This window comes from Pseudomonas sp. TE3552 (assembly GCF_056278945.1).
Genome location: NZ_JBWBQJ010000001.1, coordinates 4,588,436 through 4,611,883 on the forward strand (window position 1 = coordinate 4,588,436; position 23,448 = coordinate 4,611,883).

18 protein-coding genes are annotated in these 23,448 nt (G+C 60.6%); 14 read left to right on the forward strand and 4 right to left on the reverse strand.

The window, feature by feature from the left end:
• Positions 1-19: 19 nt before the first annotated feature.
• From speA to ACZ9BB_RS20825, 4 genes are all read right to left on the reverse strand, one after another.
• Positions 20-1,933: an arginine decarboxylase gene (speA, locus tag ACZ9BB_RS20810; RefSeq protein ID WP_476215815.1), complete on the reverse strand. Its 1,914-nt coding sequence runs from the start codon at positions 1,931-1,933 to the stop codon at positions 20-22.
• Positions 1,934-2,152: 219 nt separating this feature from the next.
• Entirely contained in the window at positions 2,153-2,524 is a 372-nt protein-coding gene (locus ACZ9BB_RS20815) for a translation initiation factor Sui1 (protein WP_007914613.1), read from the reverse strand.
• Between the two features lie 188 nt (positions 2,525-2,712).
• Positions 2,713-3,282, reverse strand: coding sequence for an NUDIX hydrolase (locus ACZ9BB_RS20820; protein WP_476215817.1), 570 nt, complete (start codon positions 3,280-3,282; stop codon positions 2,713-2,715).
• Positions 3,283-3,285: 3 nt separating this feature from the next.
• Positions 3,286-4,353, reverse strand: a complete 1,068-nt coding sequence (locus ACZ9BB_RS20825) for a DUF2333 family protein (protein ID WP_007937222.1) — start codon at positions 4,351-4,353, stop codon at positions 3,286-3,288.
• A 290-nt stretch (positions 4,354-4,643) separates the two neighbouring features.
• Between ACZ9BB_RS20825 and gcbA the strand changes: the two genes are divergently transcribed.
• The 14 genes from gcbA (at position 4,644) to ACZ9BB_RS20895 (ending at position 23,435) form a co-directional block, all read left to right on the forward strand.
• The gene (gene gcbA, locus ACZ9BB_RS20830) at positions 4,644-6,314 is read left to right on the forward strand and encodes a diguanylate cyclase GcbA (RefSeq protein WP_476215820.1); all 1,671 of its coding nucleotides are present in this window, start codon (positions 4,644-4,646) and stop codon (positions 6,312-6,314) included.
• Between the two features lie 954 nt (positions 6,315-7,268).
• Entirely contained in the window at positions 7,269-8,312 is a 1,044-nt protein-coding gene (locus ACZ9BB_RS20835; protein WP_476218369.1) for a methyl-accepting chemotaxis protein, read from the forward strand.
• Between the two features lie 370 nt (positions 8,313-8,682).
• Entirely contained in the window at positions 8,683-9,042 is a 360-nt protein-coding gene (locus tag ACZ9BB_RS20840) for a hypothetical protein (protein ID WP_476215822.1), read from the forward strand.
• A 157-nt stretch (positions 9,043-9,199) separates the two neighbouring features.
• The gene (locus ACZ9BB_RS20845; protein ID WP_476215824.1) at positions 9,200-10,939 is read left to right on the forward strand and encodes a protein-disulfide reductase DsbD; all 1,740 of its coding nucleotides are present in this window, start codon (positions 9,200-9,202) and stop codon (positions 10,937-10,939) included.
• Positions 10,940-11,071: 132 nt separating this feature from the next.
• Positions 11,072-11,524 (forward strand): type II 3-dehydroquinate dehydratase, encoded by a 453-nt coding sequence (gene aroQ, locus ACZ9BB_RS20850; protein ID WP_007937215.1) that lies wholly within the window; start codon positions 11,072-11,074, stop codon positions 11,522-11,524.
• A 48-nt stretch (positions 11,525-11,572) separates the two neighbouring features.
• Positions 11,573-12,040 (forward strand): acetyl-CoA carboxylase biotin carboxyl carrier protein, encoded by a 468-nt coding sequence (accB, locus tag ACZ9BB_RS20855; RefSeq protein ID WP_476215826.1) that lies wholly within the window; start codon positions 11,573-11,575, stop codon positions 12,038-12,040.
• Positions 12,041-12,057: 17 nt separating this feature from the next.
• Complete coding sequence (accC, locus tag ACZ9BB_RS20860) at positions 12,058-13,416, forward strand: acetyl-CoA carboxylase biotin carboxylase subunit (protein WP_476215828.1); 1,359 nt, start codon at positions 12,058-12,060, stop codon at positions 13,414-13,416.
• A 327-nt stretch (positions 13,417-13,743) separates the two neighbouring features.
• On the forward strand, positions 13,744-14,622 hold the full coding sequence (prmA, locus tag ACZ9BB_RS20865; protein ID WP_476215830.1) for a 50S ribosomal protein L11 methyltransferase: 879 nt from the start codon (positions 13,744-13,746) through the stop codon (positions 14,620-14,622).
• 30 nt (positions 14,623-14,652) lie between these two features.
• A complete protein-coding gene (locus tag ACZ9BB_RS20870) occupies positions 14,653-15,873 on the forward strand; it encodes a DUF3426 domain-containing protein (RefSeq protein ID WP_476215832.1) in 1,221 nt (406 codons plus the stop codon).
• Positions 15,874-16,058: 185 nt separating this feature from the next.
• Positions 16,059-17,069, forward strand: a complete 1,011-nt coding sequence (gene dusB / locus ACZ9BB_RS20875; RefSeq protein WP_476215834.1) for a tRNA dihydrouridine synthase DusB — start codon at positions 16,059-16,061, stop codon at positions 17,067-17,069.
• Positions 17,066-17,386: a DNA-binding transcriptional regulator Fis gene (fis, locus tag ACZ9BB_RS20880; RefSeq protein WP_007907419.1), complete on the forward strand. Its 321-nt coding sequence runs from the start codon at positions 17,066-17,068 to the stop codon at positions 17,384-17,386. The genes dusB and fis overlap by 4 nt, the downstream gene beginning before the upstream one ends.
• 82 nt (positions 17,387-17,468) lie before the next feature.
• A complete protein-coding gene (gene purH / locus ACZ9BB_RS20885; RefSeq protein WP_476215842.1) occupies positions 17,469-19,076 on the forward strand; it encodes a bifunctional phosphoribosylaminoimidazolecarboxamide formyltransferase/IMP cyclohydrolase in 1,608 nt (535 codons plus the stop codon).
• Between the two features lie 189 nt (positions 19,077-19,265).
• A complete protein-coding gene (purD, locus tag ACZ9BB_RS20890; protein WP_305423797.1) occupies positions 19,266-20,561 on the forward strand; it encodes a phosphoribosylamine--glycine ligase in 1,296 nt (431 codons plus the stop codon).
• Positions 20,562-20,660: 99 nt separating this feature from the next.
• On the forward strand, positions 20,661-23,435 hold the full coding sequence (locus tag ACZ9BB_RS20895) for a hybrid sensor histidine kinase/response regulator (RefSeq protein ID WP_476215844.1): 2,775 nt from the start codon (positions 20,661-20,663) through the stop codon (positions 23,433-23,435).
• The last annotated feature ends 13 nt before the right edge of the window (positions 23,436-23,448 follow it).

Below are 23,448 nucleotides of genomic sequence, written 5' to 3' on the forward strand. Positions count from 1 at the left end.
ATGAGAACGGAGCCTTACCTCAAGAAGACAGGTAAGAGGAACGGGTCAGCCCCAGACGCAAAGCGTCGAGGAACTGGGTACGCTCGGCGGCGGTGATGCGGGCACTGGCGCATTTGTCGCGGTAGTGGGTCATCAGCTCTTCCGGCGACAAGTGCACGTAACGCAGCATGTCTTCGATGGTGTCGTGGGTTTCGATACCGGCGTGGTACACGCTGCCATCGGCGTTCTGGTAGATGTTCACCGAGTCGGTGTCACCGAACAGGTTATGCATGTCGCCGAGAATTTCCTGGTAGGCACCCACCAGGAAGATCCCCAGCAGATAGTCTTCACCATCATTCAGACCGTGCACCGGCAGGCTGGTCTCGATACTTTGCTCATCGACATACTGCTTGATCTTGCCGTCGGAGTCGCAGGTCAGGTCTTGCAGCACCGCACGGCGCAGCGGCTCTTCGTCGAGACGGTGCAGCGGCAGGATCGGCAGGACCTGGCCGATGGCCCAGGTGTCCGGCAGGCTCTGGAATACCGAGAAGTTGCAGATGTACTTGTCGGCCAGCTTGTCGTTGAGTTCGTCGAGCACCTGACGGTGGGAACGCTGACGGGCCTTCAACGAGTTGTGCAGGCGACGGCAAACGGCGAAGTAGCATTGTTCGGCCAGGGCTTTTTGCGCCAGGGTCAGCTTGCCATCGGCGTATTGAGTGGCCACGTCGCTCATGTAGTGCGTGGCGCGCCAGTAGGTTTCGGTGACCATTTCGATGTCGGTCGGGCCGAGCAGGTCAACCAGCCACTGCACGGTTTCCGGCAGCTCTTCCTTGTTATCGATCTTCGGCACGTCGTCGTTGTGTTTCTCGACGTCGGTCACCTGAACCACCAGCATGGCGTGGTGGGCGGTCAGGGAGCGGCCACTTTCAGAGAAGATGTTCGGGTGCGGCAGACTCTGCGCGTCGCAGAACTCCTTGAGCATCCCGACCACGACACCGGCGTAATCGTCCATGTCGTAGTTGATCGAACTGGCGTTACGCGAGTGAGTACCGTCGTAGTCGACACCCAGGCCGCCACCGACGTCGATGTGGTCCACCGGCAGGCCCAAGTTGCGCAGCTCGCCGTAATAGCGGATCGCTTCCTTGAAACCGTGCTGGTAGTCCGCCAGGTTGGCGATCTGCGACCCCATGTGGAAGTGCAGCAGGCGAATGCCCTGGTCCAGGCCCGCGGCGCGGAAACGCTCGACCACCGACAACAGTTGCGCCGCCGACAGGCCGAACTTGGACTTCTCGCCACCGGTGTCTGCCCACTTGCTCGACGCCAGGGACGACAGACGCACGCGCAGGCCGACCTGCGGCTTGACCTTGAGCGACGCCGCTTCTTCGATCACCAGACCGACTTCGGATTCTTTCTCGATCACGATGAACACGTTATGGCCCAGCTTCTGGCCCATCAGCGCCAGACGGATGAACTCACGGTCCTTGTAACCGTTGCAAACGATGGTGCCGCCCTTCGGCGCCAGCGCCAGTACCGCCAGCAGTTCCGGCTTGGAGCCGGCTTCCAGACCGATCGATACGTTCTGGGTGGCGATGATGTTTTCGATCACCGCTTCTTGCTGGTTGACCTTGATCGGGTACAGCGCGGTGTACTTGCTCTGGTATTCCAGGCGCTCGATGTTGGCGTCGAATGCGCCGGTCAGCTGACGCACGCGGTCTTGCAGGATGTCAGGGAAACGCACCAGCAACGGCAACGACAGGCCGCTTTGGCGCAGCTGGTCGACTTGCTCGAACAGGTCGATAGGCGAACTGGTCGGACCGTTCGGACGAACTTCGACGCGACCGGCGTCGTTGATCGCGAAATACCCGGCCCCCCAATGGCGAATCCCGTAAACACTGCGGCTGTCCGCAACTGTCCATTGGCTGCCATCGTCTTTGCGTGTGCGTCGTACGGACATCGAAGTCCCCTATAAAGAAGTCATAGAGCGTCGCCTGGGTTCAGGCCGGCGCAGTCTAAAGAATGAAAATGACGGTTCGTCAACGAGGGGGTAGACCTCGCTGACCGCAGTGAGTTTAGAAACCGGTCATGAACAGGCTCTGTGAAAACCATGGAGACGACGCCAGACCTGAAGGCTATCAGGGCTGGATCAAGCCGCGGGTGGTTTTCACAGAGGCTGCTAGCCGCCGGACTTCTTCGCTTTGAAACCGTGTTTGATCAGCTCAGCCAACAGTAGCTCGACATGATCGCCCTGGATTTCGATGATCCCGTCTTTCAACGCCCCACCGGTGCCACAGCGTTTCTTCAACGTGGTGGCCAGTTCCTTGAGTGCGTCTTCGGCCAACGGCACGCCGGTGATGGTCGTCACCGTCTTGCCGCCACGGCCCTTGCTTTCGCGACGCACGCGAGCGATGCCATCGCCGGCCGGGATAACGGTTTGTTTGCAGATGCAGGCGTCCACCGGTTTACTGCATTCCGGGCAATGACGACCTGCGTCGGTGGAAAATACCAGGCCACCAAGGGCGGCGAAGGATGCGGCTTTTTTGGCCACCGGCAATCCTCTTGGGAGGACAAAGACTGGTCGCGGCAAGCAAGTGCCATCGACCGCGAAGCCCCACTCAGGCAGGGGCAGCGCTACTGAGCCGGACGCCTCTACAAAAAGCAGTACCGGTTCAGTTTGAAAAGGTCGCGCAGTGTAACGGCAAAAAGCCGACTTGCTAAGAGCCAATCGGCGCCAATTTATACCTTCTTTGCGACGTCGGTTTGTCGGGCCTTCAGATAACGCTGTAAAGCTGCCAGAGAGTCCGGGCAATAAGGCTTTTGCTGGATTTCCAGCATGACCTGATCGATCGGGATGAAGCGCGCTTCCAGCACTTCCTCCGGCTGCAGGATCAACGGGCCATCCCAGACCGCCGAAAACGCCGAACACCAGAGTCGGTTGCCGGTGTCTTCGAAGAAAAAGTGATCGTGAGCAGTCAGTTCCACACCGCTCACGCCCAATTCCTCTTCCAGCTCACGGGCCGCCGATTCGGCGTAAGTCTCGGTGGCCAACACCATGCCGCCGGCCGCCACGTCCCAGTAACCGGGGTATATCGCTTTGCTCAACGTGCGCCGGTGTACGCACAACTCACCGGCAGAATTGAACAGCATGATGTAGGTGCCACGCCCGATCAGCCCGCGCTCGCGCAGGTCGGAGCGGACCAGAGCGCCGAGCAGGTTGTCCTGCTCGTCGACCCAGGCGATCTGCTCGGCATCGGAGGCCGCACGGTGCGCAGCCTCCCGCATGCCATCAACGGAGTTATCAACCATGACTCAGCCCTGATTGAGCAACTGACGCAAGTCGATCACCGCGGCGTTGGCCCGGGAGATGTAATTGGCCATGACCAGCGAGTGGTTGGCCAACACGCCGAAGCCACTGCCGTTGAGGATCATCGGGCTCCAGACCGGCTCTTGCGAGGCTTCCAGCTCACGGATGATCTGGCGCACGCTGACCGTGGCGTTTTTCTTCGCCAGCACATCGGCGAAGTCGACTTCGATGGCGCGCAACAGATGGGACAACGCCCAAGCCTGACCGCGAGCTTCGTAGAACACGTTATCGATCTGCATCCACGGGGTTTCGACGACTTCCTCGTCAACCTGCGGTACCTGACCGAGCGCCGGGACTTCGGTTTTCAGTGCGGTGTTGAGCTTGACCCGGCCAACGCTGGCCGACAGCCGTTGCGACAGCGAGCCCAGACGGGTCCCCACATCACCCAGCCAGTTGTTCAGGTTGTCGGCGCGGGCATAGAACAGCGCGCTCTTCTGGTCAGGCCCCGACAGACGTGCCTGATAGCGGCTCAGGGAATTGATGCCTTCCTGGTACTCGGACTCACTGGAGGGCAGCACCCAGCTCTTGTTGTCGAAGTTGAAACGCGGTTCAGCCTTGGCCAGGTCGGCATCTTCGGCGGACTGCGACTGGGAACGGGCGAAGTCTTTACGCAGCGCACGGCTCAGGTCGCGGACCTGGACCAGCACGCCATATTCCCAGCTCGGCATGTTGTCCATCCACAGGCCCGGCGGGAAACGGTCGTTGGAAATATAGCCACCCGGTTTGGTCAGCAAGGTACCGGCGACGGTCTTGAGGGTTTCCACCGTGGTGTACCCGACCACCATCTGCTTGCCTTCTTTCTCGGCCGCCACCTGGGCATTCTGCTGAACCGGGAACAGCGCCGGCTCCTGGCTCCAATACCAGCCCAGCGCGATAGCCACCAACAGGTAAAGGCCAATCAGAGTGGCCAGCGCCCGGCTGAACAACAGGCCGCCGAAATAACTGCGGGTGGCCGATTTCGGCTCAGCGGCACGTTCAGGCGCGCTGCCCGTGCGGTTCTTCCAGTCCAGCATGGCGATATCCTTTCAATCACTTGAGTTCATCGGTTCGACCACAACCCTACGCCATCGTGCCTCATTTTGCCGCGTATTAAATCCTGCGGGACATAGCGAGCCGCACCATGACTGCAATCGAGCCGCCACTATAAATGAAGCATAGCGTCGAGCCTATGAGACCAGTCGGTCAGAAACTGAATAACGTCGCTTTGCAGATTATTGACGTACGACACTCATGCAATCGAAAAGAGGTGCTAGCATAGAGCCACCAGTCGATCTCAGCATGCACCCTAACTAGTAGTCAGGATATGACCGAGCCAGAAGACCCCAGCCGTGAGCGCCTCAAGCACCACTTTGCCCAGCGGGTAATTCATCAGGCACGTCAGATCCTTGAGATATGGCAACGCCTGCAACGCAACGAATGGTCTACCACTGACTTGTCGGAGCTGAGTGAGGCCAATCTGCGCCTGTTGCGCTTTGCCGAACGTTTCGAACAACCGGAACACACCCAGTTGGCGCGCCATATCGGCCAATCGCTCGAAGCGGTCGACGCCAATCGCGGACGCCTGAGCAGCGGGCTGATCACCGACCTCAATCGCCTGATGCAGCGGCTGTCCCGCACTGGCCTGCGCCATGGTGATCAGTTCGAACAAACCTTTTTGCCGCCACTGCGCAAGCCGATCTACGTGATGCTGCAGGATCACGACCGGGCCGAACGGCTGGCCAAACAACTTGAATTTTTCGGGCTCAGTGCTCAATCCCTCGACAGTGTCGCCGCGTTCCGCTCCTCGATGGTCGAACGTTTGCCAGCGGCGATCGTCATGGACGTCGACTTCAGTGGCGCCGGCATCGGCCTGAAACTGGCGGCCGAAGCCCAGGAAGGCCTCGAGCAGCCCTTGCCGCTGTTGTTTTTCAGCCTGCACGAAACCGATACCCCGACCCGCCTCGCCGCCGTGCGCGCCGGCGGCCAGGAATTTCTCACCGGCACCCTCGAAGCCTCGAGCCTGCTGGAAAAGATCGAAGTCCTGACCTGCGTCGCCCAGTACGAACCTTATAAAGTGCTGATCATCGACGACTCCCGCGCCCAGGCCTTGCACACCGAGCGCCTGCTCAACAGCGCCGGGATCGTCACGCGGACCTTGATCGAACCGATCCAGGCCATGGCCGAACTGGCGGATTTCCAACCGGACCTGATCATCCTCGACATGTACATGCCGGCCTGCACCGGCACTGAACTGGCCAAGGTGATCCGGCACAACGACCGCTATGTCAGCGTGCCGATCATTTATCTGTCGGCCGAAGACGATCTGGACAAACAGCTCGACGCCATGAGCGAGGGCGGCGATGACTTCCTGACCAAGCCGATCAAGCCGCGACACCTGATCACCACCGTGCGCAACCGCGCGGCGCGGGCGCGCAATCTGAAAGCGCGGATGGTTCGCGACAGCCTGACCGGCCTGTACAACCACACACATATCCTGCAATTGCTCGAAGACTGTTCATTCCGCGCCCGTCGCGAGAACAAGCCGCTGAGCTTTGCGATGCTCGATATCGACCACTTCAAACGGGTCAACGACAGCCACGGCCATCCCATGGGCGACCGGGTGATCAAGAGCCTGGCACTGTTTCTCAAGCAGCGGTTGCGCAAGACCGACTTCATCGGCCGTTACGGCGGTGAAGAGTTTGCCATCGTCATGCCGGATACCGACCTCGAATCGGCCTGCAAGGTACTCGATGAAATTCGTCAGCGCTTTGCCGAAATTCACTACCCGGCCCAGCCCCAGGACCTCTGGTGCACCTTCAGCGCCGGCGTCGTCGAATTGCGTGAAGACTCCGACAGCCTGCTAATGGCCAGCCAGGCAGACGAGGCGCTGTACCGCGCCAAGGACGGCGGACGCAACCGCGTGCAAGCCGCGCGGGAGTCAAAGCAAAGTGCCACTTTTTCATCGGAATCGACCCATTCGGTCATAACCCTGTAACACAAACGCAATAACTTCAGGCACTTACCATTCTGCCGTTGGTAGACCACGATGCGCCTGAAGCTGTTGACCAATCTCAATACTCTCCTTCTGGTCGCCGTTTGCGTAGCCCTCGGCGCTACCCTCTGGTGGTCGCAAAAAGCCCTGGAACGCCCCTACCTGTTGATGGAGCGTTACCTGGGCCTGTCCCAACAGTTTCAAAATGAAGTGGCGCGTAACGTCGAGGATTACCTGGCCAGCGGTGACGCCCTGCGCCTGAGCAGCGCCAGCCAGGCCATCGGCAGCCTGCAAAAGGCACTCAGCGAGTTGCCGCCGGCACTGGCCGACACCTTGCGCCCCAGCCTGTCGAACCTGGATGAGTTCAGCAAGACCGATCTGCTGGCCGCCGGCAAACTCGCCGGCGATCCACAAGCCCTGTTGCTGCAAGCCGAACGCGAACTCGGCGCCAGCCTTGATCAGCTCAGCCAGTACGCCAGCGGCAACGCGGCGTACCTGACGCCTTTGCTCGCCGCCTCCCGGCACTTGGGCAAACTGTCCCTGGCCCGAGGCAAACTGGTTAGCAGCGGGCGCAGCGAACTGGCCGCCGATGTAGAGCGCGAAGTCGCCAACTTCCGCATTCAGGCTGAACAACTGGAGACCCTGCCACTGTTGGGGGTAACCACTAGCAATGAATCGAATACCGACGATTTCGCCGCGATGATGGGGCTTGAGAACACCGAGAAAACCGTCGCCGAAGATGCCGGGGTCGGCCTCAAACGCGAACTCAACAGCCTGCTCACCCGCTACCCGGCCGAACTGGCGCGTACCCGCGAACAGATCCAGAAACGCACCGACCTCAGTGCCGCGACGCACCTGAAAATCACCGCCGTGCAACAGGCCATCGCCGGGATGGAACCTGTGGTGCGCGCCCAGCACGGGCAGATCCAGGGCGAAGTGCGACTGATGCAAGGGGTGATGATCGGGCTGATCCTGCTGATCGCATTGCTCATCGACACCTTACAGAGACGCCTGGCCCGAACGCTGACCAACCTGGCCCCGGCGCTGTCGACCTGGGCCGAGGGTGACTTCAGCCGCGACATTGAATTGGGCGCGACCAACCGCGAACTGCATGACATTCAAACCTCGCTCAACCGCTTGCGCGCTTATCTGGTCGACCTGGTGGGCACCATTAGGCTCAACGCCGAGCAAGTCGCCGGCAGCAGCCGAACGTTGGCCGATCTGAGCAATGACCTGCACAGCGGCGCCGAGCATCAGGCCGGCGACACGGCACTGATCCGTGACTCTTTGGGTGAACTGGAGGCGACGATTCAACAAGTCGCCGGCGATGCCAGCCAGGCGGCGGACGCCAGTCGTCATGCAGGGCTTGCGGTGGAGCACGGTCAGAAAGTGATCGGCCTGAGCCTCACCGGGCTGCATGCGCTGGTGGGTGAAGTGCAAGGCAACGCGCAGATGATCGAACATCTGGCCGAAGAGTCGGCGACCATCGGCGGCGTGCTGACGGTGATCCGTTCGATAGCCGACCAGACCAACCTCCTGGCCCTGAATGCCGCCATCGAAGCGGCCCGCGCCGGGGAAATGGGCCGAGGGTTTGCCGTGGTGGCCGAAGAGGTTCGCTCACTGGCGCAACGCACTGCCGGCGCCACGGCCGAAATCCAGACACTGATCGCCGGCCTGCAAACCGCCGCGCGGCAATCGGTCGAAGGCATGCGCGCCCAGGTAGAACACGCCGAGGCCACGGCCAACCAGGCCCAAGCGGCTGACGGTGCGCTGGATAAAATCGTCGGGGCAATCCAGACCATTGCCGACACCGCCGTGCGCATCGCCGATGTCACCGCCCAACAGAGCGGCGCTGTCAGCGAGATCCGCGATCACAGTGAGCGGATTCATCAATTGGGTGGGGATAACTTGCTGAGGATTGGTGAAGGGCGCAGCCAAGGCGAACATTTACTGACACTGGGTGGGCAGTTGCATACAGCGGTGCAGGCATTTCGGGTTTAAAAAGAAAGCTGGTGGAACAAGGCTCCTTTTGGCGATGATCCTGCGGATCAGGAATGGATCAAAAAAGGAGTCAGGTATGACTAATTCCATTTTCAGCCGCGACACACTCTTTGTAGCAGCTGGCGAAGCCTGCGTTCGGCTGCAAAGCAGTCGCGGAACGTCAGGCAGACCGCATCAGCGGTATTCACGACTGCTGCGCAGCCGAACGCAGCCTCGCGAGCTCGGCAGCTGCTACAGATCGCATTACGGCCTAACGGATTGGTGTTAGTCAGGTATGCCCGGTTCAGGAACTACTAAAAGAACGGCATACACAATAGTCACCACCTGCCTGCTGGCGGTATGCCTGGCTTACATCGGCTGGACATGGCTTTTGTCTTCCAGCACCCCGGTGTTGACCGATGTGGTACTCAAACTGCCCCTTGGTGAACACGGCTTCATCTACGGCGTCAAGGATGATCGAGGCGGAGCGACAGTGCCGTTCAGCTATCGATACTATGTCTATCGCGAACTGCCATCCGACGAACAGATAGCGTCTGAACTCAAGACTGCCGGTCCGTTTCTGGTCACCCGAGATCCAGCTATAAAGGCCGATATCCAAGGCTCGGTCATCCATGTGTCGACCAACCAGGAAGTCTATGAGTACCACAGCAGCACGCTGTTTCGGCATACCGACAACACCTACACCCCTGTAACAATCAACTTGTGCAACCACTCCAGCGGATTGCCGTAGGAGCGAGGCTTGCCCGCGAAGGAACGATTACACGGTTCCCCTGTTAAACCGCATTATCGTTCTTCGCGCGTAAGCCTCGCGCCTACAGATCCGGGTTACGAGGCAACACGCGTCGCCGTCCGCTATCATGCCCCCAATTCCGATACGCGAGATTGTCATGCGCCGTTTGCTCTGCCTGCTGTTTTTAGTGTTCGCCCTGCCGGCCTCCGCCGCCGGGTTGCTGGACAGTCGGCCCAGTTCCACCTTGGGCTCGATCAACAACAGTGCCGACTTCCTGCCGGTGCGCGAAGCCTTTCAGTTGAGCCTGGTAGAAAGCACGCCGCAATCGATCAAACTGCGCTTCGTCGCCACCGAGGGTTACTACCTCTATCGCCATCGCTTTCAGTTTCGCGCCGAACCGGCCGATGTTGGCCTCGGCGCGGCGCAATTGCCCAAGGGCGAACAGAAGCACGATGAGTACTTCGGCGACGTCGAGGTCTATCACGGGATTCTCGATGTAGAACTGCCGCGCACTGACTCCCGCGCCTTTACGCTGGCCGTGACTTATCAGGGCTGCGCCGACAAAGGCCTGTGTTATCCGCCTGAGACCGAGCGCCTGAGTATTGATGGCAGCGGCGCCGCGACCACCGCCTGGAGCTGGCGCGAACTGGCGCTGTTTTTCCTCGCAGGCATTGGCCTGACCTTCACCCCCTGCGTGCTACCGATGCTGCCGATCCTCTCGGGTGTAGTCCTGCGCGGGCAGGTCGGCGGTTTACGTGGCTTTAACCTGTCGCTGGCGTACGTGCTGCCGATGGCCGCCTGTTTCGCCCTGCTCGGGGCCTTGATGGGAATGTTCGGCGCGCAGCTGAATCTTCAGGCGCGCTTGCAATCGGCTTGGGTGCTGGTGCCGTTCGCACTGTTTTTCGCCGTGTTTGCCCTGGCCATGTTTGGTGTATTCGAGCTGAAACTGCCCCACGCCATCAGCAGCCGCCTGGACCGGATCGCCGGGCGTACCGAAGGTGGCTCATTGTGGGGCGCGGCGGTGCTGGGCGTGGTGTCCAGCCTGCTGGTTTCGCCTTGTGTCTCAGCCCCGCTGGCCGGCGCGCTGCTGTACATCAGCGCCAGCGGCGATGCTCTGGGCGGCGGCTTGAAATTGTTCATGCTCGGCCTGGGCATGGGGGCGCCGTTGTTGCTGGTGGCGACCGGCGGCGCGGCCTGGCTGCCGAAAAGCGGGCCGTGGATGATCTACGTGAAAAACGCGATTGGTGTGCTGCTGCTGGGGTTGGCGATCGGTTTGCTCAGCCGAGTATTGCCGGGCCAGATCACCTTGCTGTTGATCGGCCTGCTCGCCGGTGGTGTCGGATTGTTTATGGGCGCGCTGGAGTTCGCCTACAAACCACCGCGAGAACGCCTGGGGCAATTGCTCGGGATCCTCCTGCTGTTTTACGCATTGGCCTGTTGGTACGGTGCGTTCAGCGGCCAGACCGATCCACTCAACCCCATCGGCCAACCACGTATTGTTGCAGGCAGCAGCCAACCGCAAAACACCAGCAATTGGCAAACCATTACCACTCCAGCCGAACTGGACCGCGTCCTCGCCGAAGCCAAAGCCGCCGGCACGCCGCTGCTGCTCGACTGGTACGCCGACTGGTGCATCAGTTGCAAAGTCATCGAACACGAAGTGCTCACCGATGCCAACGTCATCGAACGCCTTAAGGGCTATCGACTGATCCGTTTCGACATCACGGCCAGCAACACCGAACAACGCGCTTTGCTCGACCGCTACAAGCTGTTCGGCCCACCGGCGCTGATGTTTTTCGGCAAGGACGGGGGCGAACGTGCCGATGTGCGGGTGATCGGCGAGATTAACGCCGCGGACTTCGCCGAACGTGTCGCCAAAGCGAATGACCGGATTTAATCACTCGGTCATATATTTCGCGCAAACATCGGTCATCGTGCTGGCTATTGCAGAGAACTGGACAGTCACAAAGACTTTGCGGCATAGTCGCCGGGTTCTGACAATTGCATACAGATCACAAAGGAGCAGCAGATGGCGACCCTATTGGTTTTGCACGGCCCGAATCTGAATCTGCTGGGCACCCGGGAACCGGGCGTCTACGGTGCAACCACCCTGGCGCAAATCAACCAGGATTTGGAACAGCGGGCACGCAATGCCGGCCACCATTTGCTTTACCTGCAAAGTAACGCCGAGTACGAATTGATCGACCGCATTCACGCTGCCCGCGGCGAAGGTGTGGACTTCATTCTGATCAATCCAGCAGCTTTTACACACACAAGTGTCGCATTACGTGACGCGCTGCTGGCGGTGAGCATCCCATTCATCGAAGTGCATTTGTCTAACGTGCACAAACGCGAACCTTTCCGCCATCACTCTTACTTCTCCGATGTAGCGGTGGGAGTGATCTGCGGCCTTGGCGCCAGCGGTTATCGACTGGCCCTGGAGGCCGCACTAGAGCAGCTTGAAAGACAGGCAACGGCTTGAACAACAAGCGTTAAACGCCCCTGACCGACCCTTGGGAGTTGATGATTCATGGATATCCGTAAAGTTAAGAAACTGATCGAATTGCTGGAAGAGTCCGGCATCGACGAGCTTGAGATCAAGGAAGGCGAAGAGTCCGTACGCATCAGCCGTCACAGCAAGACGCCGGCTCAGCAGTACTACGCTCCAGCGCCGATGCATGCTCCGGCGCCTGCGCCTGTTGCTGCAGCTCCTGTTGCCGCTGCCGCTGCTGCTCCTGCCGCGCCGGCCGCCCCAACGCTGAACGGCAACGTTGCCCGTTCGCCGATGGTCGGCACTTTCTATCGCAAATCTTCGCCGTCCTCGCCGTCCTTCGTTGAAGTCGGCCAGACCGTGAAGAAAGGCGACACGCTGTGCATCGTCGAAGCCATGAAGATGATGAACCACATCGAAGCTGAATCCAGCGGTGTGATCGAATCCATCCTCGTTGAAGACGGCCAGCCGGTTGAGTACGACCAACCGCTGTTCACCATCGTTTGAATCGCGGAGAGCCTTCGATGACTGCGAAGCTGGAAAAAGTTCTGATCGCCAACCGCGGTGAGATCGCCCTGCGGATTCTGCGTGCCTGCAAGGAAATGGGCATCAAGACCGTCGCCGTTTACTCCAAGGCCGACAAAGAGTTGATGCACCTGGGCCTGGCAGACGAATCCGTCTGCATCGGTCCGGCCTCCGCCGCACACTCTTACCTGCACATTCCGGCCATCATCGCCGCCGCTGAAGTGACCGGCGCTACCGCCATTCACCCAGGTTACGGTTTCCTTGCGGAAAACGCCGACTTTGCCGAACAGGTCGAGAACTCCGGCTTTGCGTTCATTGGCCCGAAAGCCGACACCATCCGCCTGATGGGCGACAAGGTATCGGCCAAGCACGCCATGATCGCCGCAGGCGTTCCAACCGTTCCGGGTTCCGACGGCCCACTGCCTGAAGACGAAGAAACCGCGCTGCGCATCGGTCGCGAAGTCGGTTATCCGGTGATCATCAAAGCCGCTGGCGGCGGCGGTGGTCGGGGCATGCGCGTGGTGCACAAAGAAGAAGACCTGATCTCTTCGGCGAAACTGACCCGCTCCGAAGCGGGCGCAGCGTTCGGCAACCCGATGGTCTATCTGGAAAAATTCCTGACCAACCCACGCCACGTGGAAGTCCAGGTGCTTTCCGACGGCCAGGGTCACGCCATCCATTTGGGCGACCGCGACTGCTCGCTGCAACGTCGTCACCAGAAGGTTCTCGAAGAAGCGCCGGCACCGGGCATCGACGAGAACGCGCGCGAGGAAGTCCTCGCACGCTGCGTCAGGGCTTGCATCGACATCGGCTACCGTGGCGCGGGCACTTTCGAGTTCCTGTACGAGAACGGCCGCTTCTACTTCATCGAGATGAACACTCGTGTCCAGGTAGAGCATCCGGTATCGGAAATGGTCACCGGCATCGACATCGTCAAGGAGATGCTCAGCATCGCCGCCGGCAACAAGCTGTCGTTCACTCAGGATGACGTGGTCATCCGCGGTCACGCGCTGGAATGCCGGATCAACGCCGAAGACCCGAAAACGTTCATGCCTAGCCCAGGCACGGTCAAGCATTTCCATGCCCCAGGCGGCAACGGCGTTCGCGTCGATTCGCACCTGTACAGTGGCTATGCCGTTCCGCCAAACTATGATTCGTTGATCGGCAAGCTGATCACCTACGGCGCAACCCGTGACGAAGCCATGGCGCGCATGCGCAATGCGCTGGACGAAATCGTTGTCGATGGGATCAAGACCAACATCCCGCTGCACCGTGATCTGGTCCGTGATGCTGGCTTCTGCAAAGGCGGAGTCAACATCCACTACCTGGAACACAAGCTGGCTGGCGAAAAGCATTAAGCTGTGATCCATACCAACAAGGCCGCTTTCGAGCGGCTTTGTTGTTTCTGGAGATTGCTAAACATAAAACCCTTGTGGCGAGGGGGCTTGCCCCCGTTGGACTGCGAAGCGGTCCCAAAACCGTCGATCTGGATTTTCCTGATGCTGCGCGGCTGAATGGTTTTGCGTCTGCTGCGCAGCCGAACGGGGGCAAGCCCCCTCGCCACAGGTGATTTGTTCACACCTGATCCTTGGCTACCCGGTCGTCTTCTGCCTCGCGCTCGCGTAAACTTGCGTGCTTCTCGCAGCCCGCTAGGCTGCAATCAATATTTTTCAAAGGTGCCCGCCATGCCTTGGCTGCAAGTCCGTCTCGCCATCAGCCCAGAACAAGCCGAAACCTACGAAGACGCTTTCCTTGAAGTGGGCGCCGTGTCGGTGACCTTCATGGACGCCGAAGATCAGCCGATCTTCGAGCCGGAACTCAATACCACCCCGCTGTGGTCGCACACGCACCTGCTGGCCCTGTTCGAAGGCGGCACCGAAGCTGCCAGCGTGCTGGCCCACCTCGAGCTGCTGACCGGCAGCCCGTTGCCCGAGCATCACAGCGAAGTGATCGAAGACCAGGACTGGGAACGCAGCTGGATGGACGGTTTCCAGCCAATGCGCTTTGGCCAGCGCCTGTGGATCGTCCCGAGCTGGCACGCCGCACCTGAGCCTGACGCAGTGAACCTGCTGCTCGACCCGGGCCTGGCGTTCGGCACCGGCACTCACCCGACCACCGCGCTGTGCCTGGAATGGCTCGACGGCCAGGACCTGAAAGGTTGCAACGTGCTCGATTTCGGATGCGGCTCGGGGATTCTGGCGATTGCCGCCCTGTTGCTGGGCGCCAAGGAAGCCGTCGGCACCGACATCGACGTACAGGCGCTGGAAGCCTCCCGTGACAACGCCGGGCGCAACCACATTGCCGACGCGCTGTTCCCGCTGTACCTGCCGGAAGATCTGCCGCCGGTTCAGGCCGATGTGCTGGTCGCCAACATCCTCGCCGGCCCGCTGGTTTCCCTGGCACCGCAACTGTCCAGCCTGGTCAAGCCAGGCGGTCGATTGGCGCTGTCGGGCATCCTCGCCGAGCAAGGTGAGGAAGTCGCCGCCGCCTACGCCCAAGACTTCGATCTGGACCCGATCGCCAATCGCGATGGCTGGGTACGCATCACTGGCCGTCGGCGCTAGAATGAGCGCCTGCATAAACCGGATTGCCGCATGACCGACAGCTTCGTCACCCAGTGCCCGCATTGCCAAACCAGCTTCCGCGTCAGCCATGCTCAGTTGAGCGTTGCCCGCGGGGTGGTTCGCTGCGGCTCGTGCTTGCAGGTGTTCAACGCCGCCAGGCAATTGCTCGAGCAGCGGGCCGGCAAGGAGACAGTCAAACCGGTTGCATCGGCGCCCGCCGAACCGCCCGTACAGCGAGCCATCAGCCAAAAGCAATGGACCGCTGCCGAAATGGATCTGGACAGCCTGGATCTGGACGAAGAACTCGCCCGGCTGGAACAGCGGGAAATCCAGCCGGCGACGGAACTCGGCCGGCCCCGCGAAGACAGCCTCAGCGCTCGCCGCGATAGCGCCGAACACGACGAAGCGCCCTGGTCCGACAGCCTCTTCAGTGACTCGGCCAGCGACCGCGCGCAAACTGCCGACAAATCCACACCAGAACCGACTATCGAGCCAGGCAAACACTCGCGCACCGAGCCTTCGCTGTCCCTGGAGCCCGAAGAGCCGGACGACGAACCCAAGGTGCCGCAGCTGCGCCTGCACGATCCGCTCGACGCGCCGATCTCCTTTGGCGGCCTGTCGGCGACCACCGATGAGATCGACGACGACCTGCCCTCGGTCGAGCCCCTGCGCAAGCGACGCGAACGCAGCGAACCGGCCCTGCGCGCAGAGGTGTTGCAGGACCTGGCCGACGACCCGTTGCAACTCGACTGGCAAAGACGGCGCTCACCCTGGGGCCGGCGCTTCTTCTGGCTGGTGTTGATCCTGCTCAGTGCCGCCGCCCTCGTTGGCCAATACGTCGCTTACCACTTTGACGAACTGGCGCGTCAGGACCAGTACCGTCCCTGGTTCCAGCAACTGTGCCCACACATCGGCTGCACCGTGCCGTCCAAGGTCGACATTGCAAAAGTCAAAAGCAGCAATCTGGTGGTCCGCAGCCACCCGGACTTCAATGGCGCGCTGGTGGTCGATGCAATCATCTATAATCGCGCGCCCTTCTCCCAGCCCTTCCCGCTGCTGGAGCTGCGCTTTGCCGACCTCAATGGCCACCTGATCGCCAGCCGTCGTTTCAAGCCTGGCGAGTACCTCAATGGCGATCTCGAGGGGCTGGCGGAAATGCCGCCACAAACGCCGATCCACATCGCACTGGACATTCTCGACCCTGGCCCCAAAGCGGTGAACTACAGCCTGAGCTTCCACTCTCCCGAGTGAAACACTCAAGCGTTACAGGCTTGACGGCCTATTCCTGACGTTGATCGCTCCTACCAAACCGCTGGCGATAACAAAATTACTGTTCAGATTTTGTTCAATTCAGCCTTTATCCAGTCATCGAGAGCGGGTATCATGCCAACCCTTTTTCGAACTCTCATGATCCGGCCCCACAACAGGGAAGTCCTATGTCGGCGGTACGCATCGGTCCATATACATTGCACAACGGCTTGATTCTCGCCCCCATGGCGGGTGTCACCGATCAGCCCTTTCGTCAGCTGTGCAAGCGATTGGGCGCGGGTCTTGTAGTCTCGGAAATGGTCACCAGCGACATGAGCTTGTGGAACACCCGCAAATCGCGGATGCGCATGATTCACGAAGGCGATCCCGAGCCCCGCTCGGTACAGATCGCCGGTGGCGATGCGCAGATGCTGGCGGATGCGGCCCGGGCCAATGTGGAGCTGGGCGCACAGATTATTGACATCAACATGGGCTGTCCGGCGAAGAAGGTCTGCAACAAGGCCGCCGGCTCCGCCCTGTTGAAAGATGAAACATTGGTGACCGAGATCCTGCAGGCCGTGGTGGCCGCAGTCGATGTGCCGGTCACCCTGAAGATCCGCACCGGCTGGGACCGGGAACACAAGAACGGCCTGACGGTGGCGAAGATCGCCGAACAGGCAGGCATTACGGCGTTGGCGGTGCATGGCCGCACCCGTGCCGATCTATACACCGGTGAAGCCGAGTACGACACCATTGCCGCGATCAAGCAGGCGGTGTCGATTCCGGTCTTCGCCAACGGCGATATCGATTCGCCCGAGAAGGCCCGGTACGTGCTCGACGCGACTGGTGCCGATGGCCTGTTGGTAGGTCGGGCTGCCCAGGGGCAGCCATGGATTTTTCGTGAAATCGACCATTATCTGCGTACCGGCGAAAAACTCCCGGCACCGGAACTGATCGAGGTGGAACATATTCTGCTTGAGCATCTGGCCGCGCTGCATGCCTTCTATGGCGACGTCATGGGCGTGCGCATAGCTCGCAAGCACGTGGGCTGGTATCTCGCAACCTTGCCGGGCGCCAGGGAGTTCCGCGCCCACTTCAATCGTTTGGAAGATACGGAAGCACAATGCGCCTACGTTCGGGCCTTCTTCGCCGAACGTTACAAGAGCCTGACAGGGGACGGAGAAGGGGTGGCCGCATGACGATGATGACCGAGACTTTAGTGAGTGGAACAACACCCGTGAGCGACAACGTAAATTTGAAACAGCACCTCAATACGCCGAGCGAAGAAGGCCAGACCCTTCGCGGGAGTGTCGAGAAGGCGCTGCACAATTATTTCGCCCACCTTGAGGGCGCTGCCGTCACGGATGTGTACAACCTGGTGCTCTCCGAAGTCGAGGCTCCCCTGCTCGAGTGCGTGATGAACTACGTCAAGGGCAACCAGACCAAAGCCAGTGAGTTGCTCGGGCTGAACCGGGGCACCCTGCGCAAGAAACTCAAGCAGTACGATTTGCTGTAAGCATTCAATCAAACCAGAAAGGCGCCCGCGTAAAACCGGTCGCCTTTTTTGCTGACTTCCCTTGCTTTTGATGGAAATTGAGATGACCGACCAGACTACCCGCCTGCCGATCCGCCGCGCCTTGATCAGCGTTTCCGACAAGACCGGGATCCTTGAATTCGCCAAGGAGCTTGAAGCCCTGGGCGTCGAGATCCTCTCCACCGGCGGAACGTTCAAGCTGCTGCGCGACAACGGCGTTGCCGCAGTGGAAGTCGCCGACTACACCGGTTTCGCAGAAATGATGGACGGTCGGGTGAAAACCCTGCACCCGAAAATCCACGGCGGGATCCTCGGTCGTCGCGGTATCGACGACGCCATCATGAACGAGCACGGCATCAAGCCGATCGACTTGGTAGCGGTCAACCTGTACCCGTTCGAAGCCACCATCAACAAGCCAGGCTGCGATCTGCCGACCGCCATCGAGAACATCGACATCGGCGGCCCGACCATGGTTCGTTCGGCGGCAAAAAACCACAAAGACGTGGCCATCGTGGTGAATGCCAGCGATTACGCCAACGTCCTGGAAAGCCTCAAGGCCGGCGGCCTGACCTACGCACAGCGTTTCGACCTGATGCTCAAGGCCTTCGAACACACTGCTGCCTACGACGGCATGATCGCCAACTACATGGGCACCGTGAACCAGGCGGCTGAAACCCTCAGCACAGAAGGCCGCAGCGAATTCCCGCGCACCTTCAACAGCCAGTTCATCAAGGCCCAGGAAATGCGCTACGGCGAGAACCCGCACCAGAGCGCGGCGTTCTACGTTGAAGCCAAGCCTGCCGAAGTCGGCATCGCCACCGCGACCCAACTGCAAGGCAAAGAGCTGTCGTACAACAACGTGGCCGACACCGACGCCGCGCTGGAATGCGTGAAGAGCTTCGTCAAGCCGGCCTGCGTGATCGTCAAGCACGCCAACCCGTGCGGCGTGGCCGTGAGCCCGGACGCCGAAGGCGGCATCCGTCAGGCCTACGAACTGGCCTACGCCACCGACACCGAGTCGGCGTTTGGCGGCATCATCGCGTTCAACCGCGAGCTGGATGCTGAAACCGCCAAGGCCATCGTCGAGCGTCAGTTCGTCGAAGTGATCATCGCCCCATCCGTCAGCGCAGAAGCTCGCGCCATCGTGGCAGCCAAAGCCAACGTACGCCTGCTGGCCTGCGGCGAGTGGTCGGCCGACCGCGTTCCGGCCTGGGACTACAAGCGCGTCAACGGTGGTTTGCTGGTGCAGAGCCGCGATATCGGCATGATTGGCAGCGAAGACCTGAAAGTGGTGACCAAGCGCGCGCCGACCGAACAGGAAATCAATGACCTGATCTTCGCCTGGAAAGTCGCCAAGTACGTCAAGTCCAACGCCATCGTCTACGCCAAGAACCGTCAGACCATCGGTGTCGGCGCCGGCCAGATGAGCCGCGTGAACTCCGCGCGTATCGCCGCGATCAAGGCTGAACACGCAGGCTTGCAGGTGCAGGGCGCGGTCATGGCGTCGGATGCATTCTTCCCGTTCCGCGACGGCATCGACAACGCGGCCAAGGTTGGTATCACCGCGGTGATCCAGCCAGGTGGCTCGATGCGTGATAACGAAGTGATTGCTGCTGCCGATGAAGCCGGCATCGCCATGGTATTCACCGGCATGCGCCACTTCCGTCACTAATAAGACAACGGCCGCACTGAACCCGGCATCCGCTGCGCTGGAGCCGACCTCGATGATGCTCATTGCCAAAAGGCAACTCCGCTCATCGAGGTCGACTCCGCCTTGCATCTACCGGCTTCATTGCGACCTCCTACGGCGTGAAGCGCTTTAGGTTCTAAAACAGAATTAGCGTCATCCGAGGTTTTTGAAATGAATGTTTTGATCATTGGCAGCGGTGGCCGTGAACACGCCCTGGCCTGGAAAGTGGCTCAGGATCCGCGCGTGCAGAAAGTTTTCGTTGCCCCGGGCAACGCCGGCACCGCCATTGAAGCCAAGTGCGAGAATGTCGCCATCGACGTGCTGGCCCTTGAGCAACTGGCTGACTTTGCCGAGAAGAACGTGTCCCTGACCATCGTCGGCCCGGAAGTGCCGCTGGTCGCCGGTGTTGTCGATCTGTTCCGCTCCCGTGGCCTGGATTGCTTCGGCCCGACCGCGGGCGCTGCTCAGCTGGAAGGTTCGAAAGCCTTTACCAAGGACTTCCTGGCGCGCCACAAGATCCCGACCGCCGATTATCAGAACTTCACCGAGATCGAGCCTGCCCTGGCTTACCTGCGTGAAAAAGGCGCACCGATCGTGATCAAGGCCGACGGCCTGGCTGCCGGTAAAGGCGTGATCGTGGCCATGACCCTGGGCGAAGCCGAAGACGCGGTGCGCGACATGCTCGCAGGCAACGCATTTGGCGATGCCGGCTCCCGCGTGGTGATCGAAGAGTTCCTGGACGGCGAAGAAGCCAGCTTCATCGTCATGGTCGACGGCAAGAACGTACTGCCGATGGCCACCAGCCAGGACCACAAACGCGTCGGTGACGGCGACACCGGTCCGAACACCGGCGGCATGGGTGCCTACTCTCCGGCACCGGTCGTCACGGCCGAAGTCCATCAGCGGGTCATGGACCTGGTGATCTGGCCGACCGTGCGCGGCATGGCCGAGGAAGGAAATGTCTACACCGGTTTCCTCTATGCCGGCCTGATGATCGACAAGGCTGGTAACCCAAAAGTCATCGAGTTCAACTGCCGTTTCGGCGATCCTGAGACCCAACCGGTGATGCTGCGTTTGCAGTCGAGCCTCGTGCTGCTGGTTGAAGCTGCCCTGGCGCAAGCGCTGGACAAGGTCGAAGCACAATGGGATCCACGCCCGAGCGTCGGCATCGTATTGGCTGCTGGCGGTTACCCGGGTGACTACGCCAAAGGCGTCGCCATCAACGGTCTGGATGCAGCCGCGGCACTGGAAGGCAAAGTCTTCCACGCCGGCACTGCACTCAAGGACGGTCAGGTGGTGACGGCCGGTGGTCGAGTGCTGTGCGCCACCGCCATGGGCACCAGCGTCGACACAGCCCAGCAGCAGGCTTACAAGTTGGCAGCTAAAATCGACTGGGAAGGCTGCTTCTATCGCAAGGACATCGGCTACCGCGCCATTGCCCGCGAGCGTGGCGAAAATCAGGAATAAGCCATCCATTCGGCCAGGCAAGGGCTTGCGGCCCTTGCCTGACTATTCCGGTGCCGCGCATAGTTATATTCTGGCATCAACCTACGAAGGGATTTCGCCGTGCGCTGGCTCAGGATCGCCATAGGCTTCACCGTCACTCTGCTGACCTTGCTCTGCATGCTCCCGGCCCAAGCCGCGCAAGGCAGTGGCTGGGCAGTATTGCTTGACGAACAGGGCGATCTGCAGCTGAGCGATATCCGCTCCAGCCGCTACACCAACCAATTCAGCCCCATCGAACTCGAACGCCTCACCGCGGCCGGGCCCGAGGGTGCGCTATGGCTGCGTTTCAGGCTCGCGCCCGGCAAACACGAACAGTTGCTGCGGGTGTTCGCACCGGACCTGTCGCACCTCAATGTGTATGTGCTCGACGGCGACCAACTGATCGACCAGTTGAATACCGGTAGTGGGCAGCCTCAGGCAGAGCGCCCCCTGCCCAGCAGCGACTTCATGCTGCCCATGCCACAAAGCGACAAAACCCTCGATGTCTACTTGCGACTGGTCTCCGAACACCAGTTGCGGCCTTACATCACTTTGCAATCGGCAGTCATTACCGCGTCCACTCAGCACCAGGCGCTGATCTACGGCCTGCTCTTTGGCTGCATCGGGATGCTGATCCTGCATAACCTGACCCGTTACGCCTACACCCGCTCGCGCAGCAGCCTCTGGCTGGCGGCGTGTGAAGGGCTGTTGTTACTCAGCCTGATACTGCTGCTGAACCTGGCTGGGCCATGGTTGCCGAACTGGCACGCCATGCAGACCCCCGGCGCCTACCTCGCCTTGCTGCTCACCGCGCCTTGCGGCCTGATGTTCGCCTACCGTTTCTTCGCCCCGCTCGGCCCGCACCCGCTGAACAAACTGCTGCTGGGAGACATCCTGCTCATCGTGGTCTGCGGCCTGCTGTTATTGTTCGTCAACACGCTGCCGCTGAACCTGATTACGTACGTGCTGGTTGCCCTGGCCGGCTTGAGCATGTTGTTCGTCAGTGCTCATCACTGGCAAAAAGGTTATCGCCCGGCGCGCCTGTTCGTGGCGGGCATGGTGGTATTCAACCTTGGCACATTGATTATCCTGCCGGCGCTGCAGGGGCTGACCCTTGTTGCCCCGCAAGGCCTGATCATCACTCTGCTGGTGTTTATCTGTATCAGCGGCCTGTTGATGAGTATCGCCTTGGGCGAGCGACAGCGCAGCATCACCGAAGACCGCTTCAGCGTCAGTCGCGACCTGGCCGCCAGCAATGCCGAGATCAACGCCAAGGCGGAATTTCTGGCGAAGATCAGCCATGAAATCCGCACCCCGATGAATGGCGTGCTGGGCATGACCGAGTTGCTGCTGGGCACGCCACTGTCGGTCAAGCAGCGAGACTATGTGCAGACCATCCACAGCGCCGGCAACGAATTGCTGACGCTGATCAACGAAATTCTCGACATCTCCAAACTCGAGTCCGGGCAGATCGAACTGGACGACGTACAATTCGACCTCAACGCCCTGATCGAAGACTGCCTCAGCATCTTCCGCGCCAAGGCCGAACAGCAGAACGTCGAGCTGATCAGCTTTATCCAGCCGCAGGTACCACGGGTCATCAGCGGTGATCCGACGCGCCTGCGCCAGACCCTCCTGAGCCTGCTGGAAAACGCCCTGAAGAAAACCGACGAAGGCGAGATCCTGATTGTCGTCGCTCTGGATGAACGCAGCGCCAAACCGAGGCTGCGCATCGCCGTGCAGGACAGCGGCCAGCCGATGGAGGCTGAAGAACGCGACGCGCTGATGCATGCCGAACTGCACAGCAAGCACTTCCTCTCGGCCACCAGCCTGGGGGGTAATCTGGGGCTGGTGATTGCCCGTCAGCTGATCCGTTTGATGCAAGGCGAGTTCGGTATCAAGAGCGGCGCCAATCAAGGCAGCACATTGTGGCTGACCCTGCCACTGGACCCTGACCGTCTCGAACATCCGACCTCGGACCTCGACAGCCCGTTACAAGGCGCGCGCGTATTGATCGTGGACGACAACGACACCTGTCGCAAGGTGCTGGTGCAGCAGTGCAGCGCCTGGGGCCTGAACGTCAGCGCCGTGCCCTCCGGCAAGGAGGCCCTGGCGTTATTGCGCACCAAGGCGCACTTGCGCGACTACTTCGACGTGGTCCTGCTGGACCAGAACATGCCCGGCATGACCGGCATGCAACTGGCAGCCAAGATCAAGGAAGACCCGAGCCTGAACCACGACATCCTGCTGATCATGCTCACTGGCATCAGCAACGCACCGAGCAAGATCATCGCGCGTAACTCCGGGATCAAACGCATCCTCGCCAAACCAGTGGCCGGCTATACCCTCAAGACCACACTGGCGGACGAGCTGAACCAGCGGAACAACGGCCAGGCTGTCTCGCAGCAGCTGCCCACCGGCCCTACCCTTCCGGTCAAGGTGCCCAGCGATTTCCGCATTCTGGTGGCCGAAGACAACAGCATCTCGACCAAGGTCATACGTGGCATGCTGGGCAAACTCAACCTGCAACCGGACACCGCCAGCAATGGCGAAGAAGCCCTGGTGGCGATGAAAGCCCAGCGCTACGACCTGGTGCTGATGGACTGTGAAATGCCGATCCTCGACGGTTTCTCCGCCACCCAGCAACTGCGTGCCTGGGAAGTCGGCAACCAGCGGATTCGCACCCCCGTGGTGGCGTTGACCGCACACATCCTCGCCGAGCACAAAGAGCGCGCGCGCCAGGCGGGCATGGACGGGCACATGGCCAAACCGGTCGAGCTGTCACAACTGCGCGACCTGATCGAGCATTGGGTTGCCCAACGTGATCAGCAGAATCGTACGGCTTCGACGTTCTGACGATGCAGTCCGG

Excerpts from the sequence above, each read along its gene's own strand:
- speA (WP_476215815.1), bottom strand. The coding sequence starts at position 1,933 with ATGTCCGTACGACGCACACGCAAAGACGATGGCAGCCAATGGACAGTT.
- ACZ9BB_RS20820 (WP_476215817.1), bottom strand. The coding sequence starts at position 3,282 with ATGGTTGATAACTCCGTTGATGGCATGCGGGAGGCTGCGCACCGTGCG.
- ACZ9BB_RS20825 (WP_007937222.1), bottom strand. The coding sequence starts at position 4,353 with ATGCTGGACTGGAAGAACCGCACGGGCAGCGCGCCTGAACGTGCCGCT.
- gcbA (WP_476215820.1), top strand. The coding sequence starts at position 4,644 with ATGACCGAGCCAGAAGACCCCAGCCGTGAGCGCCTCAAGCACCACTTT.
- ACZ9BB_RS20835 (WP_476218369.1), top strand. The coding sequence starts at position 7,269 with ATGATCGGGCTGATCCTGCTGATCGCATTGCTCATCGACACCTTACAG.
- ACZ9BB_RS20845 (WP_476215824.1), top strand. The coding sequence starts at position 9,200 with ATGCGCCGTTTGCTCTGCCTGCTGTTTTTAGTGTTCGCCCTGCCGGCC.
- aroQ (WP_007937215.1), top strand. The coding sequence starts at position 11,072 with ATGGCGACCCTATTGGTTTTGCACGGCCCGAATCTGAATCTGCTGGGC.
- accB (WP_476215826.1), top strand. The coding sequence starts at position 11,573 with ATGGATATCCGTAAAGTTAAGAAACTGATCGAATTGCTGGAAGAGTCC.
- accC (WP_476215828.1), top strand. The coding sequence starts at position 12,058 with ATGACTGCGAAGCTGGAAAAAGTTCTGATCGCCAACCGCGGTGAGATC.
- prmA (WP_476215830.1), top strand. The coding sequence starts at position 13,744 with ATGCCTTGGCTGCAAGTCCGTCTCGCCATCAGCCCAGAACAAGCCGAA.
- ACZ9BB_RS20870 (WP_476215832.1), top strand. The coding sequence starts at position 14,653 with ATGACCGACAGCTTCGTCACCCAGTGCCCGCATTGCCAAACCAGCTTC.
- dusB (WP_476215834.1), top strand. The coding sequence starts at position 16,059 with ATGTCGGCGGTACGCATCGGTCCATATACATTGCACAACGGCTTGATT.
- fis (WP_007907419.1), top strand. The coding sequence starts at position 17,066 with ATGACGATGATGACCGAGACTTTAGTGAGTGGAACAACACCCGTGAGC.
- purH (WP_476215842.1), top strand. The coding sequence starts at position 17,469 with ATGACCGACCAGACTACCCGCCTGCCGATCCGCCGCGCCTTGATCAGC.
- purD (WP_305423797.1), top strand. The coding sequence starts at position 19,266 with ATGAATGTTTTGATCATTGGCAGCGGTGGCCGTGAACACGCCCTGGCC.